The organism is Pseudomonas rustica, from assembly GCF_049959085.1.
Classification (GTDB): domain Bacteria; phylum Pseudomonadota; class Gammaproteobacteria; order Pseudomonadales; family Pseudomonadaceae; genus Aquipseudomonas; species Aquipseudomonas rustica.
Map to the genome: position 1 here is coordinate 4,810,948 of NZ_CP188200.1, position 14,003 is coordinate 4,824,950.

At 60.0% G+C, this 14,003-nt stretch carries 14 protein-coding genes; 9 read left to right on the forward strand and 5 right to left on the reverse strand.

What is annotated here, in order from left to right; genetic code table 11:
- Window positions 1-12: 12 nt before the first annotated feature.
- Window positions 13-1,119 (forward strand): ABC transporter permease, encoded by a 1,107-nt coding sequence (locus tag ACP3TY_RS21955; RefSeq protein ID WP_158832351.1) that lies wholly within the window; start codon window positions 13-15, stop codon window positions 1,117-1,119.
- Entirely contained in the window at window positions 1,119-2,045 is a 927-nt protein-coding gene (locus ACP3TY_RS21960; RefSeq protein WP_008088667.1) for an ABC transporter permease, read from the forward strand. Before ACP3TY_RS21955 ends, ACP3TY_RS21960 begins: the two co-directional genes overlap by 1 nt.
- Before the next feature lie 41 nt (window positions 2,046-2,086).
- Here the strand turns inward: ACP3TY_RS21960 and ACP3TY_RS21965 are convergent, their stop codons facing one another.
- Window positions 2,087-2,518: a hypothetical protein gene (locus ACP3TY_RS21965; protein WP_426618479.1), complete on the reverse strand. Its 432-nt coding sequence runs from the start codon at window positions 2,516-2,518 to the stop codon at window positions 2,087-2,089.
- 83 nt (window positions 2,519-2,601) lie between these two features.
- Here ACP3TY_RS21965 and ACP3TY_RS21970 point away from each other — a divergent pair, with 83 nt between their 5' ends.
- The 3 genes from ACP3TY_RS21970 to ACP3TY_RS21980 all read left to right on the forward strand — a co-directional run bounded on the left by ACP3TY_RS21970 (window position 2,602) and on the right by ACP3TY_RS21980 (window position 5,320).
- On the forward strand, window positions 2,602-2,952 hold the full coding sequence (locus ACP3TY_RS21970; protein WP_008088665.1) for a MerR family transcriptional regulator: 351 nt from the start codon (window positions 2,602-2,604) through the stop codon (window positions 2,950-2,952).
- Between the two features lie 25 nt (window positions 2,953-2,977).
- Window positions 2,978-3,661, forward strand: a complete 684-nt coding sequence (locus ACP3TY_RS21975; RefSeq protein WP_426618480.1) for an SDR family oxidoreductase — start codon at window positions 2,978-2,980, stop codon at window positions 3,659-3,661.
- A 300-nt stretch (window positions 3,662-3,961) separates the two neighbouring features.
- Window positions 3,962-5,320 carry an 8-oxoguanine deaminase gene (locus ACP3TY_RS21980; RefSeq protein WP_400752555.1) on the forward strand — a complete coding sequence of 453 codons (1,359 nt, stop codon included), beginning with the start codon at window positions 3,962-3,964 and terminating at the stop codon, window positions 5,318-5,320.
- Between the two features lie 124 nt (window positions 5,321-5,444).
- On the opposite strand, the gene ACP3TY_RS21985 is transcribed toward ACP3TY_RS21980, so the two are convergent.
- On the reverse strand, window positions 5,445-6,536 hold the full coding sequence (locus ACP3TY_RS21985; protein ID WP_426618481.1) for a calcium:proton antiporter: 1,092 nt from the start codon (window positions 6,534-6,536) through the stop codon (window positions 5,445-5,447).
- A 275-nt stretch (window positions 6,537-6,811) separates the two neighbouring features.
- On the opposite strand from ACP3TY_RS21985, the gene ACP3TY_RS21990 reads away from it, so the two are divergent.
- The 3 genes from ACP3TY_RS21990 to ACP3TY_RS22000 all read left to right on the forward strand — a co-directional run bounded on the left by ACP3TY_RS21990 (window position 6,812) and on the right by ACP3TY_RS22000 (window position 10,030).
- Window positions 6,812-7,885, forward strand: coding sequence for a BMP family ABC transporter substrate-binding protein (locus ACP3TY_RS21990; protein ID WP_053116955.1), 1,074 nt, complete (start codon window positions 6,812-6,814; stop codon window positions 7,883-7,885).
- Window positions 7,886-8,030: 145 nt separating this feature from the next.
- Window positions 8,031-8,996 carry a 2-oxoglutarate and iron-dependent oxygenase domain-containing protein gene (locus ACP3TY_RS21995; RefSeq protein WP_426618482.1) on the forward strand — a complete coding sequence of 322 codons (966 nt, stop codon included), beginning with the start codon at window positions 8,031-8,033 and terminating at the stop codon, window positions 8,994-8,996.
- Window positions 8,997-9,076: 80 nt separating this feature from the next.
- Window positions 9,077-10,030 (forward strand): adenosine deaminase, encoded by a 954-nt coding sequence (locus tag ACP3TY_RS22000; RefSeq protein ID WP_008082147.1) that lies wholly within the window; start codon window positions 9,077-9,079, stop codon window positions 10,028-10,030.
- A gap of 79 nt (window positions 10,031-10,109) precedes the next feature.
- On the opposite strand, the gene ACP3TY_RS22005 is transcribed toward ACP3TY_RS22000, so the two are convergent.
- The 3 genes from ACP3TY_RS22005 to ACP3TY_RS22015 form a co-directional block, all read right to left on the reverse strand.
- Window positions 10,110-11,483: an MFS transporter gene (locus ACP3TY_RS22005; RefSeq protein WP_426618483.1), complete on the reverse strand. Its 1,374-nt coding sequence runs from the start codon at window positions 11,481-11,483 to the stop codon at window positions 10,110-10,112.
- A 108-nt stretch (window positions 11,484-11,591) separates the two neighbouring features.
- The gene (locus ACP3TY_RS22010; RefSeq protein ID WP_053116947.1) at window positions 11,592-12,326 is read right to left on the reverse strand and encodes an ArsR/SmtB family transcription factor; all 735 of its coding nucleotides are present in this window, start codon (window positions 12,324-12,326) and stop codon (window positions 11,592-11,594) included.
- 315 nt (window positions 12,327-12,641) lie between these two features.
- Window positions 12,642-13,571, reverse strand: coding sequence for a LysR family transcriptional regulator (locus tag ACP3TY_RS22015; RefSeq protein WP_053116946.1), 930 nt, complete (start codon window positions 13,569-13,571; stop codon window positions 12,642-12,644).
- Window positions 13,572-13,690: 119 nt separating this feature from the next.
- Here ACP3TY_RS22015 and ACP3TY_RS22020 point away from each other — a divergent pair, with 119 nt between their 5' ends.
- Window positions 13,691-13,984, forward strand: a complete 294-nt coding sequence (locus tag ACP3TY_RS22020) for a putative quinol monooxygenase (protein WP_426618484.1) — start codon at window positions 13,691-13,693, stop codon at window positions 13,982-13,984.
- Window positions 13,985-14,003: the final 19 nt, after the last annotated feature.

Genomic DNA, 14,003 nt, shown 5'->3' on the forward strand with positions numbered 1-14,003 from the left:
CGGAGTTTCCACATGCTGCTTTCCCTCGAACCCCGTGGCCAGCAATCGCGCTTGATGCTGTGGTGCTCGCCGTTACTGGCGGCAGCGCTGACGCTTGGCTGCGGCTCGCTGCTGTTTATCGCCCTCGGTCATGACCCGCTGCAAACCTTGCACACGCTGCTGATCGCACCGGTCAGCGATATGTATGGCGTCTCCGAATTGCTGGTCAAAGCGTTGCCGATTCTGCTCTGCGCTTTGGGCCTGGCGGTGGCCTATCAGGCGCGGATCTGGAACATCGGCGCTGAGGGGCAATTGCTCCTCGGCGCACTCGCCGGCAGTGCGTTGGCGGTAAACATTATCGACATGCAAAGCCGTTGGGCGCTGGTGTTGATTCTGCTCACCGGCACCCTCGCCGGCGCGGCATGGGCCGGGCTGACGGCATGGTTACGCACACGTTTCAACGCCAACGAAATTCTCACTAGCATCATGCTCAATTACATCGCCCTGAACCTGCTGCTGTTCTGCGTGCACGGGCCGCTGAAGGATCCGGCCGGGTTCAACTTTCCCGAGTCGGCGATGTTCGGCGACGCGAGCCGTTTGCCGTTGTTGATGGAGGATGGCCGCGTGCACGCCGGGGTGTATTTCGCCCTGCTCGCACTGGTCGCGGTGTGGGTGTTGTTGCAGAAAAGCTTTGTCGGTTTCCAGATCAAAGTGCTCGGGCTAGACAAGCGTGCGGCGGGGTTTGTCGGCTTTCGCGAGAAGCGTTTGATCTGGTTGGCGCTGTTGATCAGCGGCGGTTTGGCCGGGCTTGCCGGTGTCTGCGAAGTCACCGGGCCGATAGGTCAATTGGTGCCGCAGGTGTCGCCGGGTTACGGCTATGCGGCGATTACCGTGGCGTTTCTCGGACGCCTCAATCCGATCGGGATTCTGTTTTCTAGCCTGTTGATGGCGCTGCTGTACATCGGTGGCGAGAGCGCGCAAATGACGATGAATCTGCCGCAAGCAATCACCCAGTTGTTTCAGGGAATGATGCTGTTTTTCCTGCTCGCCTGTGACGTGCTGATCCTCTATCGGCCACGCCTGAATCTGCGCTGGGTGAAGCGCACGTCGACCACCGCCGTAACCGCCGGAGCGCTGTGATGGATATCGATCTGTTGAGCAATATTTTCTACGCCATGGTGCGTTGCGGCACGCCGCTGTTGCTGGTGGCGCTGGGTGAGCTGATCTGCGAGAAGAGCGGTGTGCTCAATCTTGGGCAGGAAGGGATGATGCTGTTTGGCGCGGTGATCGGTTTTATCGTCGCGCTGAACAGCGGCAACCTGTGGCTGGGCGTATTGCTGGCGATGTTGGCCGGGATGCTGTTGTCGTCGCTGTTTGCGCTGGTGGCGCTGGTGTTCAATGCCAATCAAGTGGCAACCGGTTTGGCTCTGACGATTTTTGGTGTCGGGCTGTCGACCTTTGTCGGCGCGGCCTGGGTGGGTAAACCACTGGCCGGTTTTGAGCCGTTGGCGATTCCTTATCTGAGTGAAATTCCGCTGATCGGGCGGATGCTGTTTGCTCAGGATCTGCTGGTGTATCTGTCGTTCGCGCTGTTTGCGCTGGTGGCGTGGGTGATCATCAAAAGTCGTGTCGGGTTGATCATTCAAGCCGTGGGCGAGAACCCGGATGCGGCCAGTGCGATGGGCTTGCCGGTGCTGACCGTGCGTACCTTGGCGGTGCTGTTTGGCGGGGCAATGGCCGGGTTGGCCGGGGCTTATTTGTCGCTGGCGTATACGCCGATGTGGGCGGAAAACATGACCGCCGGGCGTGGCTGGATTGCGTTGGCGCTGGTGGTGTTTGCCAGTTGGCGGGTGTGGCGGTTGTTGCTCGGGGCTTATTTGTTTGGGCTCGCCAGCATCCTGCATTTGGTCGCGCAGGGGTTGGGGCTGGCGATTCCGTCGAGTTTGCTGGCGATGCTGCCGTACGTGGCGACGATTTTGGTATTGGTGCTGTTGTCGCGGGATGCGGTGCGTACAAGATTGTATGCACCGGTTTCGTTGGGGCAACCTTGGCAGGCCGGGCATTGATGCGGTGACCTTGTTGGCCCTATCGCGGGCAAGCCTTGCTCCTACAGAGAGCGTCTTGCATCACCTGTAGGAGCATGGCTTGCCAGCGAAGGCGCCCGCACAGGCAATACTTGAGCAATGCCCCACGCCAGTTCAAAGACCAGGAAAACAATCAGAATCGAACTGGCACCACGGGCAAGCGCATACCCCTGCCAAGCCGCAAACAAAAACCGCGCCACCGCGTCATACCGTCCATAAACCGCCTGCGGATCACGAATCCGCAGCACCGCCCACACGCACACCACCGACCCCAACAGATTCGCCATCAACATGTGCACAGGCTGAAACGCCGGCAATTCGCCGGGCAAATCCAGTGCGCTCAACAACCCGTGCACAAGCGCAAAACTCCATGGCGTGGCAAACGCTGCCGTGACGATCAAGTCATACCAGGCACTGCCGCGCACCACGTGGCGATACTGCGTTGAAGTCCACATCGTCCTTGCTCCAGAAATTCAGGGAGCAACCACGGTAAAGCCTGGAGTATGCTCCAAGGTCAATAGCCCTTTTGAGAGTCGCCATGCGCATCGGTGAATTAGCCCTGGCCAGCGCCGTCAGCCGTGACACCCTGCGTTTCTATGAGCAACGCGGGCTGATTGCGGCGCAGCGCAGTGCCAATGGTTACCGCGACTATCCACCGGAGATGGTGCAACTGGTGCTCTATATCAAAACGGCGCAGCGTCTGGGATTTACCCTCGGCGAGATCGGTGACAGTGTCGCGGCGTTGTGGAACGCGCCCGATCCGGACAACGCCGTGGCGCAACTTCTGCGCGACAAACTGCAACTGATCGAAACCCGCATGAGCGAACTCGACGTACTGCGGCAAGAGCTGCAACTTCGGCTCGGTCAGGCCTGTCCATTGAATCCATGATCCTCATTCATCAAGGAAGCCCCTCATGTCTGCAAAAAACGCACTGATCATCGGCGCCTCCCGGGGCCTTGGCCTCGGTCTGGTGAAAACCCTGCTGGCCGACGGCTGGCAGGTCACCGCCACCGTGCGCAATCCTGCCAATGCCGATGCGCTTCAAGCATTAGGCAAGGTGCGGATCGAGAAGCTCGACATGGACGATCAGCAAGCGGTGATCGCCCTGAGCCAACAGCTCAAGGGCGAAACGTTTGATCTGCTGTTCGTCAACGCCGGGGTCAAAGGCCCGGCCGATCAGACCCCGGGCGGCGCGACATTGGCCGAAGTCGGTCAGTTGTTTTTCACCAATGCGGTGGCGCCGATCAATCTGGCGCAGCGTTTTGTCGGGCAGATCCGCGAAGGCAGCGGTGTGCTGGCGTTCATGAGTTCCGGGCTGGGCAGCGTGACCGTGCCGGACGCGCCGGAGCTGGCGCTGTACAAGGCCAGCAAGGCTGCGCTGAATTCGATGACTAACAGTTTTATCACGCAATTGGGCGAGCAGAAGATGACCGTGTTGTCGCTGCATCCGGGTTGGGTGAAGACGGACATGGGTGGCGAAGGCGCGGATCTGGATGTGGAAACCAGCACCCGTGGGTTGGTTGATCAGGTGAATGCGTACACCGGCAAGGGCGGGCATCACTTCATCAACTACAAGGGCGAAACCATTCCCTGGTAATTGATGATCCCCTGTAGGAGCTGCCGAAGGCTGCGATCTTTTGATTGTAAAAAACAAGATCAAAAGATCGCAGCCTTCGGCAGCTCCTACAGGTTTGCGCATTTTGTTTGGAATGCGCGTTGTCGGATCATCGCCATTGGTTTGTGTATTTTGGGTGTGTGGTGAATGGTCGGGTTGGGCTTGCCCGATGCGGCGTTTTGTTTGAAACTGCGCACCTCGTCCCCGCGGCGACCCTGGATCAGCAGACAGGGCATCACTGAGCTGGCAACCCTGAACCCAATTTTCAGAGGAGCCGGCAACATGCCCGCGACCCGTACCTGGTTAAAAAATCCCCTCGCTATTTTCACCTCCAACGAGCTCGATGCCCGTGGCGGTCTTGTCGTGCAAGACGGTGTCATCGTCGAAGTGCTGGCTGCCGGCCAACAGCCGTCGGCGCCGTGCAATGAAGTGTTCGATGCCCGCGAGCATGTGATCCTGCCGGGCCTGATCAACACCCATCACCATTTCTATCAAACCCTCACCCGCGCCTGGGCCCCAGTGGTCAATCAGCCGTTGTTCCCGTGGCTGAAAACCCTGTACCCGGTGTGGGCGCGTCTGACACCTGAGAAACTCGCGCTCGCCACCAAAGTCGCGTTGGCCGAGTTGCTGCTGTCCGGTTGCACCACCGCTGCCGACCACCACTATCTGTTCCCGGACGGCCTGGAAAACGCCATCGACGTGCAAGTCGAAACCGTGCGTGAATTGGGCATGCGCGCCATGCTCACTCGCGGCTCGATGAGCCTCGGCGAGAAGGACGGCGGCCTGCCACCACAACAGACCGTGCAGGAAGGTCAGGTGATTCTCGACGACAGTCAGCGCCTGATTCACGAGTACCACGAGCGTGGCGATGGCGCGCAGATCCAGATCGCGCTCGCGCCGTGCTCGCCGTTCTCGGTGACCCCGGAAATCATGTCGGCCAGTGCTGATCTGGCGAACAAGCTCGACGTGCGCCTGCACACACACTTGGCCGAAACCCTCGATGAAGAAGATTTCTGCCTGCAGCGTTTCGGCCTGCGCACCGTCGATTATCTCGACAGCGTCGGCTGGCTCGGCCCGCGCACCTGGCTGGCCCACGGCATCCATTTCAATCCGGACGAAATCGCTCGCCTCGGTCAGGCTGGCACCGGCATTTGCCATTGCCCGAGTTCGAACATGCGTCTGGCTTCCGGCATCTGCCCGAGTATTGATCTGACTGACGCCGGTGCGCTGTTTGGTCTGGGCGTCGATGGTTCGGCGTCTAACGATGCCTCGAACATGATTCTCGAAGCGCGTCAGGCGCTGTACATCCAGCGTCTGCGTTACGGCGCCGAGAAGATCACCCCGGAACGCGTGCTGGGTTGGGCAACCAAGGGTTCGGCGAGCTTGCTGGGCCGAACCGACATTGGTGAGATTGCTGTGGGCAAGCAGGCGGATCTGGCGTTGTTCAAGCTCGATGAGCTGCGTTTCTCCGGCAGCCATGATCCGATTTCGGCGCTGCTGTTATGCGGCGCGGATCGTGCGGATCGGGTGATGATTGGTGGCAAGTGGCGCGTGGTCGATGGGCAGGTTGAAGGCCTTGACCTCAAAGGCCTGATCGCCGATCACAGCCAGGCGGCCCGCCAACTGATCGCCGGCACCTGATACACCGCCGTTCAAAACTGTGGGAGCGAGCCTGCTCGCGAAGAGGGAGTGTCAGACAACATGGTTGTTGAATGACACACCGCTTTCGCGAGCAGGCTCGCTCCCACAGGGGATTCGGCCAGGGTTAAAGGCCGAGCAGGGAAAGCATGATGAACGTCGCAAACAGCACGAAGTGCGTCATGCCTTCAATGGCATTGGTTTCGCCGTCATTGAGGTTGATCGCACTAACGATCAACGTCAGGAAAATCATCACCGTCTGCACTGGCGTCATCGCCATCTGAAACGGCTGGCCGGTATACAGCGCCATCGCCTCCATCACCGGCACCGTCAGAATCACCGTCGACAGTGACGCGCCCATCGCAATGTTCACCACCGACTGCATGCGGTTGGCCAATGCCGCGCGCAACGCGGTCAAAATCTCCGGTGCCGCAGAAATGGCCGCCACCAGAATCGCCGTGATCACCGGCGGTGCGCCCGTGCCTTCCAGGCCCAGATCGAGGGTCTTCGACATCACTTCGGCCAGTGCGCCGATCACCACAATGCCAAACACCAGAATGCCGATCGACAGGCCGATGCTCGGTGCTTTCGCCTGCGCGTCCTGCGGTTCTTTCTTGCGGCGTTTATCCGGATAGCTGTAGCTGAAAAAGTAACTGTGCGGGCCGACCTGCATGCGCAGAAACAGCGCGTAAAGCACCACCATCGCACCGATGGTGAACGCCGAATAAATCTTCCAGTTGGCCTCGGGAATAAACTCCGGCACGACCATCGACACGCCCATGGCGGTGAGGATCATCACGCTGTAGCTACGCGCCGAATCGTCGTTGTAGGACTGTTCGCCGTGTTTGATCCCGCCCATCAGCGCGGCGAGGCCAAGGATGCCGTTGATGTCGAGCATCACGGCGGAATAGATCGTATCGCGCACCAACGTCGCCGAGGCTTCGTTGCTCATCATGATCGCCAGAATTACCACTTCGACCAGCACGGCGGCGAGCGTGAGGATCATCGTGCCGTAAGGGTCGCCTATCTTTTCGGCGAGCAATTCGGCGTGATGGGCGACGCGCATCGAGGCGGCGACGATGAAGGCGATCAGCACCAGACCGGCAGTCAGCGCGACGATCTGGCCGCTGTGCAACATCCAGTGTTCCAACGGATAGGCGACGCACGCGGCGATGACGGCCAGTAGCAGAAAACTTTCTTGCTTGAGGATGGTGAGCATGGACGGGCCTTTTACCGAAGAGTGCGAATGAGCTACTGACTGCGGAGCGGCGCTAACGTTTCGTTACACATTAGCGCACCAAGCGATGGCGTGAACTCGCGGACTTGCACTGCGTTGGTTCTGGCGCTGAAAAGATCGCAGCCTTCGGCAGCTCCTACAGGTTGCGCATTCCCATGTAGGAGCTGCCGAAGGCTGCGATCTTTTTTGTTTGTTGTCCTGTTGGTCAGCAATTTGCATTGCCCCTGATCACACACAACAAAATGGAGTTCGAATTCATGCAAATACGTCCGCTGCACAAACTGCTGTGCGCCGCCCTCGGTCTGGGGATCAGCCTGAGCGCCAGCGCTGCCGATCCGCTCAAGGTCGGTTTCGTTTACATCGGCCCGATCGGTGACCACGGCTGGACGTATCAGCATGAGCAGGGGCGCAAGGCACTCGCCGAGAAGTTCGGCAATCAGATCACCACCAACTACGTCGAGAACGTCGCAGAAGGCGCCGACGCCGAGCGGGTCATCCGCAACATGGCCAAGGACAAATACGATCTGATCTTCACCACCTCGTTCGGCTACATGAACCCGACGCTGAAAGTCGCCAAACAATTTCCCAAGGTGACCTTCGAACACGCCACCGGCTACAAACAGGACAAGAACCTCGGCACCTATCTGGCGCGCACCTACGAAGGTCGCTACGTCGGTGGCTTCCTCGCGGCGAAGATGACCAAGACCAAAAAAATCGGTTACGTCGCCTCGTTCCCGATCCCCGAGGTGATCCGCGACATCAACTCGATTCAACTGGCGCTGAACAAATACAACCCGGGCACCGAGATCAAAGTGGTGTGGGTCAACTCGTGGTTCGATCCGGGCAAAGAGGCCGACGCGGCCAACGCGCTGATCGATCAGGGCGTCGATGTGGTGTTCCAGCACACCGACAGCCCGGCGCCGATTCAAGCCGCCGAACGTCGTGGCGTGTATGCGGTGGGTTACGCCTCGGACATGGCGCACTTCGGCCCGAAAGCGGTGCTGACCTCGATCGTCAACGACTGGGCGCCGCACTATATTCAGGCGACGCAAAGCGTGATCGATCACACCTGGAAATCCCAGGATTACTGGGGCGGGCTGAAGGAAGGCACGATTGAACTGCCGATCAGCGATCTGGTGCCAGCGCCGGTGAAAGCCGAGGCCGAGCAGATTATTGCTGACATCAAAAGCGGTGCGTTCCAGCCGTTCACCGGGCCGATCAAGGATCAGGCCGGGGTCGAGAAAATCCCAGCGGGCGTGAGTGCGACGAATGCGGAACTGGCGTCGATGAACTACTACGTAGAAGGCATGAAGGCCGAGATGCCGAAGTAAATTTTTACTAGTCACACATAACCCTGTGGGAGCGAGCCTGCTCGCGAAAGCGGTGTGTCATCAAACAAAAATGTTGTCTGACACTCCCTCTTCGCGAGCAGGCTCGCTCCCACAGTTGGATCTTCAGCGTATTCAAGGATTGTGTATGGATCAGCTTCCGATCATCGACATCAGCCCGCTCTATTCCGACGACGAAAACGCCTGGCCTGCGGTGGCCGAGCAGATCGACCTGGCCTGCCGCGAATGGGGCTTTTTCTACATCAAGGGCCATCCGATTTCAGCGCAGCGCATCGACACGGTGCTTGATCAGACTCAGCGTTTCTTCGCCCTGCCCGCCGCAGAAAAACTCAAGATCGACATCACCCAGACCCGCCACCATCGCGGTTACGGCGCCATCGCCACCGAACAACTCGACCCGAGCAAACCCAGCGACCTCAAAGAAACCTTCGACATGGGCCTGCACTTGCCGGCCAACCATCCCGAAGTGCTCGCCGAAAAACCGCTGCGCGGCCCCAACCGCCATCCAACTCAACCCGGATGGGCTGAATTGATGGAGCAGCACTACCTCGACATGCAAGCCCTCGCGCAAACCCTGCTGCGCGCTATGACCCTCGCCCTCGACATCGAACGCGACTTCTTCGACAGCCGCTTCAATGAACCCGTCAGCGTCCTGCGCATGATCCATTACCCACCCCGCCACACCGCCAGCTCCGCCGAACAGCAAGGCGCCGGCGCGCACACTGATTACGGCTGCATCACCCTGCTCTATCAGGACAGCGCCGGTGGCCTGCAAGTGAAAAACGTCAAAGGCGAATGGATTGACGCACCACCGATTGACGGCACTTTCGTGGTCAATCTCGGCGACATGATGGCGCGCTGGAGCAACGACCGTTATCGCTCGACCCCGCACCGGGTGATCAGCCCGCTCGGGGTAGATCGCTATTCGATGCCGTTCTTTGCCGAGCCGCACCCGGACACGCGCATCGAATGCCTGCCCGGATGTCAGGACGCACAGCATCCGGCGAAATATCCGACGACCACTTGCGCCGAATTCCTGCTGTCGCGCTTCGCCGATACCTACGCTTATCGCCGCGAGCAGGAAGCCGTTTGATGGATCGCTTGGTCAGGTTTTGCCAATTGTTTCGGCGAGCATCTGTAGAATGCCGTCATTGCACCTGATGAGAAAAGAATATGTACGACTGGCTCAACGCCTTGCCCAAGGCCGAACTGCACCTGCACCTGGAAGGCTCGCTGGAGCCCGAGCTGCTGTTCGCCCTGGCCGAGCGCAACAAGATCGCCCTGCCGTGGAACGACGTGGAAACCCTGCGCAAGGCTTACGCCTTCAACAACCTGCAGGAATTCCTCGACCTGTATTACCAGGGCGCTGATGTACTGCGTACTTCGCAGGATTTCTACGACCTGACCTGGGCGTACCTGTTGCGCTGCAAGGCGCAGAACGTGATTCACACCGAACCGTTCTTCGACCCGCAGACTCACACCGACCGGGGCATTCCATTCGAGGTGGTGCTCAACGGCATCGCCGCCGCATTGAAGGATGGCGAGCAGCAACTGGGCATCACCAGCGGTCTGATCCTCAGCTTCCTGCGCCACTTGAGCGAAGAAGAAGCCGAGAAAACCCTCGACCAGGCGCTGCCGTTCCGTGACGCGTTTGTCGCTGTCGGCCTCGACAGTTCCGAGATGGGCCACCCGCCGAGCAAGTTCCAGCGCGTGTTCGATCGTGCCCGTCACGAAGGCTTCCTGACCGTTGCCCACGCTGGCGAAGAAGGCCCGCCGGAGTACATCTGGGAAGCCATCGATCTGCTGAAAATCCAGCGCATCGACCATGGCGTACGCGCCATCGAAGACGAGCGACTGATGCAGCGGATCATCGACGAGCAGATCCCGCTGACCGTGTGCCCGTTGTCGAACACCAAGCTTTGCGTGTTTGATCACATGTCGCAGCACAACATTCTCGACATGCTTGAGCGTGGCGTGAAGGTCACGGTGAACTCCGATGACCCGGCGTATTTCGGTGGTTATGTGACCGAGAACTTCTACGCGCTGCATGAGCATTTGGGCATGACCCAGGATCAGGCCAAGCGCCTGGCGCAAAACAGCCTGGATGCGCGCCTGGTAAAACCCTAAAAGCAAAAGATCGCAGCCTGCGGCAGCTCCTACAGGTGTACACATAACCCTGTAGGAGCTGCCGCAGGCTGCGATCTTTTCAGGCCACCTCGGTCAGCTCTTCGAGGGTCTTGCCCCGCGTCTCCATCCCGAACAACCACACCACCCCCGCCGCTATCGCGAAGCACGCCGCACCCAGCGCGAATACCCCGCCCTGCCCGGTAATCGGAAACACCAGCCCGGTCACCAATGGCCCGAGCAACGATCCCACACGGCCAATCGCCGAGGCAAAGCCCGAGCCCGTCGCGCGCGCCGACGTTGGATACAACTCCGGCGTGTAGGTGTAAAGCACCGCCCACATACCAAACAGAAAGAACTGCATCAACAACCCGGTGCCGATCAGCAGCGCCACGTTGCCGCCGAACACCGCGCTCTGCCCATACAGAAACGCCATCACCCCGCCGCCGAGCAGCGTAACGATGCACACCGGTTTACGCCCCCAGCGCTCGACCAGCCACGCCGCCATCAGAAACCCGGGAATCCCGCCCAACGAAATCAGCACCGTGTAATACACCGACTGCGTCACGGCAAAACCCGACTGTTGCAGCAGCGCACTCAGCCACGACGTCAACCCGTAAAAGCCGAGCAGTGCGAAAAACCACAGACTCCAGATCATCGTCGTGCGCTGGCGATACTGCGGTGACCAGATTTGCTTGAGCGCCGAAAAGAAGTTACCCGGCGGCGTCACGGTGCGCGGCAAACGAACCGGTTCCGGCAGCGCCGCACCGCCGAGGGAGGATCGCACCCGCGCTTCGATGCCGTTCAACACCTTGTCCGCCGCTTCATCATGCCCAGCCTGCTCCAGCCAGCGCGGTGATTCAGGAATGAAAAAACGAATGGCCAACACAAACACCGCCGGTATCGCCAACACCAAAAAGATGTCGCGCCAGCCAATCAGCGGCAGCAGAAAGTACGAAAGCACGCCCGCCGCAACAAAACCCAGTGGCCAGAAACCGTCCATCAAGGCGATATAACGCCCTCGCCGCTGTGCCGGAATCAGCTCCGACAGCATCGACTGAGCAATGGGAAACTCCATACCCATGCCGATCCCCAACAGGATGCGGAACAACGTCAGCGCCTCAACCGTTTGCGCCGTCGAGCACAGATAACTGGCCACGCCCCACAAGACGATGCTCCACTGGAACACCGGTTTGCGCCCGAAACGGTCGGCGAGCATGCCCGACAACGACGCGCCCAGCACCATGCCGAAAAAGCTCGAACTGGCGAGCAACCCGGCCTGCGCACTGCTCAGTCCGAACTCGGCCTTAATCGAGCCGAGCAAAAACGTCATCATCGCCAGATCCATCGAATCGAAGAAAAACGCCAAGGCAATGATGATGAAAATGATCCGGTGATAACCGCTGATCGGCAGGCGTTCCAGCCGCTCTGCCGCACTGAAGTGTCGAGTGTCCATGCCGCCTCCCCCCATCCGAAAAGTCCCCGGATCGAGTGTGCGCGATCGCGTTCAGGCGTTCGTGCTGGATGCGACCTGTTCGCAGCCGTGGGCGACGCGGCGACTGCTCTACAACGCCATTTCCAGCTCGGTCTCCCTGGCGAAGCGATGGATTTCGCGCTGGCCGGTGGCGGTCAATTGCAAGGCGCGGGAGTCGTGGGGCAATGTCAGCCAGCCGGATTGCATGAACAACTGCAACAGCGCCGCGCCGAGGGTGCCGCCCATGTGCGGACGTCTTTCGCTCCAGTCCGGGCAGGCGCAGGCGACTTGCACGTTGCGATGGGCCAGCGCCTGAATGAACACCCCGCGCTTGGCCAGTTGTGTCGAACCTTTGTGCGTGACCACCACGCGCTGTTCGATCTGCTCGATCCAGCCGGCATCGAGCAAACGTTGATACAAATCGGCAGCGAGCGTGCCGCCGAGGTGGTCGTCGCAGAAACGTGCGCGCAGCAGTGACGACGGCGCCGTCTGCGGTTTGGCAATCGGCGTTGCGCGTTTGAACACGGCGGGAATGTCGCGGGGTGCGCTGGCGATGGTGGCGCTGGCCAGGGCTTCGATTGCCGCGCCGACCTCGGGCGCCGACAGACGGAAAAAGCGCTTGCGCCCACGCACTTCGACTTTCAACAGGCCGCCAGTGGAGAGTCGCGCCAGATGAGCGCTGGCCGAGGACGGCGATAACCCCGCCAGCAACGCCAGCTCTTCGGTTTGCCGCGCCGAGCCATCCATCAAGGCCCACATCATCGCACTGCGCTTGGGGTCAGCCAGCAACGTGGCGATCTGGCTGATGCAAGGTGCATGTTCCATATATTCACTCCCTGTTGAATCGTATCGTCTACTGCTCGCAGACATCTTGACCACTAATGAGTCGTCGGCCAAGACGCGAAATACGCCATGTACCGGGGCCATGCTGGCCACTGACGCAATCTGCCTGGGCACTGAATCAGTCGCCGTTGCGCGCCCGTCACCCGTTCCCGGCGACGGGCGGTGAAGGTCTGTGGATCGGGGTGTCGGTACGGCATGAGGCGGCCGCTAGTATAAGCGGGTTACAGGCTGCGTCCCGCGCCGCGGCCTGCACGGGTGGTGATTGTTGCTGAGAGAAATTTCTCTATTTACCTGCGACTAATGATCAACTTTCGAGAAAGCGGGAAATTGACTACTCAATTCAGCGCATCGGCTGGCGAGCATTTCCCTCAGAAGGTTCACTGGCTTACTCAATTGAGCGCGATGGGCGCACAACAAATTCAGCGGAGCGCGCTCACATAACAGCTCCGGAAGCAGCACTTTGAGGCGTCCGGCGAGGACATCGGCGCCGACGTCGAGCCAGGATTTGTAGGCGATGCCTGCGCCTGCCACTGCCCACAGGCGCACGACATCGGCGTCGTCACTGAAACGGTCGCCACTGACCGTCAGCCCGACTTCGCGCTTGCCGTCGTGAAAACTCCAGTGGTCGTGAACCCGGCTGCCGAGCATGTACAGCAGGCAATTGTGTTGCGCCAGTTGTTCAAGCTGACGCGGTTCGCCGTGTCGGGCCAGGTACGCCGGGGAGGCGCAGAGTACGCGCCGGTTGTGCGGGGCGATCGGCATGGCGACCAGACTGGAATCTTCCGGTTCGCCATAGCGCAAGGCGATGTCCACGGGTTGACGGAACAGGTCGGCGATGCGATCACCGAGCAGCAAGCGCACGGTCAGTTTCGGGTGCTCGCGCTGAAACTCATCCAGCCACGGCAGCAACAAATTGCGACCGAAATCCGAGGGTGCCGATAACTGCAAGATCCCGCTGACCTGATCCTGCCCGCTGGCCAGCAAGCGCCGCCCTTCATCGAGATTGCTCAACGCCGCCCGCGCGTATTCGAGAAAACCCTCGCCCTCGGCGGTCAGGCGCAAACTGCGGGTCGAACGCGCCAGCAGACGCGCGCCGAGTTGCTGTTCGATGCGCTTCAACGCCGCGCTCGCCACGGCGGCGGACATGTCCATCACCCGCGCTGCCGCCGACAGGCTGCCCAGATCCGCCGCCCGGACAAACAACTGCAAGTCATCGAAACGCAGCATTCCCAGCTCCGATTATCAAAAAAATATTGAAAGAGACTGCTGTTTTAGCCGGTTTTATCCCGCAGAGAAATAGCTAATCATCCGCTCATCGAATTCATCCCGCTTCTCTGGAGCCGCGCATGTCCCAGCCATTCACCGCCATCGCTACCCTGATCGCCAAACCCGGCCAGCAGGACGCCCTCGAACAAGCCCTGCGGGCCTTGGTTGAACCGAGCCGCGCCGAGGACGGTTGCAGCCAGTACGACTTGCACCGCGACCTCGCCGACCCACAGGTTTTTTATGTGATCGAACATTGGGCCAGCGAGGAAATCCTCCAGACGCACAACGCCAGCGCGCATTTCCAGAATTTTCAGGCCACTGCCTCGCAGACCATCGAACACTTCGAACTCAAGCGCCTCGGCGCGATTGCCTGATTCCTTCTTCTATTACCTG

What these genes read in the sequence shown, in the direction of transcription:
- ACP3TY_RS21960 (WP_008088667.1), top strand. Translation starts at nt 1,119, where the DNA reads ATGGATATCGATCTGTTGAGCAATATTTTCTACGCCATGGTGCGTTGC.
- ACP3TY_RS21970 (WP_008088665.1), top strand. Translation starts at nt 2,602, where the DNA reads ATGCGCATCGGTGAATTAGCCCTGGCCAGCGCCGTCAGCCGTGACACC.
- ACP3TY_RS22005 (WP_426618483.1), bottom strand. Translation starts at nt 11,483, where the DNA reads ATGGACACTCGACACTTCAGTGCGGCAGAGCGGCTGGAACGCCTGCCG.
- ACP3TY_RS21990 (WP_053116955.1), top strand. Translation starts at nt 6,812, where the DNA reads ATGCAAATACGTCCGCTGCACAAACTGCTGTGCGCCGCCCTCGGTCTG.
- ACP3TY_RS21975 (WP_426618480.1), top strand. Translation starts at nt 2,978, where the DNA reads ATGTCTGCAAAAAACGCACTGATCATCGGCGCCTCCCGGGGCCTTGGC.
- ACP3TY_RS22000 (WP_008082147.1), top strand. Translation starts at nt 9,077, where the DNA reads ATGTACGACTGGCTCAACGCCTTGCCCAAGGCCGAACTGCACCTGCAC.
- ACP3TY_RS21980 (WP_400752555.1), top strand. Translation starts at nt 3,962, where the DNA reads ATGCCCGCGACCCGTACCTGGTTAAAAAATCCCCTCGCTATTTTCACC.
- ACP3TY_RS21995 (WP_426618482.1), top strand. Translation starts at nt 8,031, where the DNA reads ATGGATCAGCTTCCGATCATCGACATCAGCCCGCTCTATTCCGACGAC.
- ACP3TY_RS21955 (WP_158832351.1), top strand. Translation starts at nt 13, where the DNA reads ATGCTGCTTTCCCTCGAACCCCGTGGCCAGCAATCGCGCTTGATGCTG.
- ACP3TY_RS22010 (WP_053116947.1), bottom strand. Translation starts at nt 12,326, where the DNA reads ATGGAACATGCACCTTGCATCAGCCAGATCGCCACGTTGCTGGCTGAC.
- ACP3TY_RS21965 (WP_426618479.1), bottom strand. Translation starts at nt 2,518, where the DNA reads ATGTGGACTTCAACGCAGTATCGCCACGTGGTGCGCGGCAGTGCCTGG.
- ACP3TY_RS22015 (WP_053116946.1), bottom strand. Translation starts at nt 13,571, where the DNA reads ATGCTGCGTTTCGATGACTTGCAGTTGTTTGTCCGGGCGGCGGATCTG.
- ACP3TY_RS21985 (WP_426618481.1), bottom strand. Translation starts at nt 6,536, where the DNA reads ATGCTCACCATCCTCAAGCAAGAAAGTTTTCTGCTACTGGCCGTCATC.
- ACP3TY_RS22020 (WP_426618484.1), top strand. Translation starts at nt 13,691, where the DNA reads ATGTCCCAGCCATTCACCGCCATCGCTACCCTGATCGCCAAACCCGGC.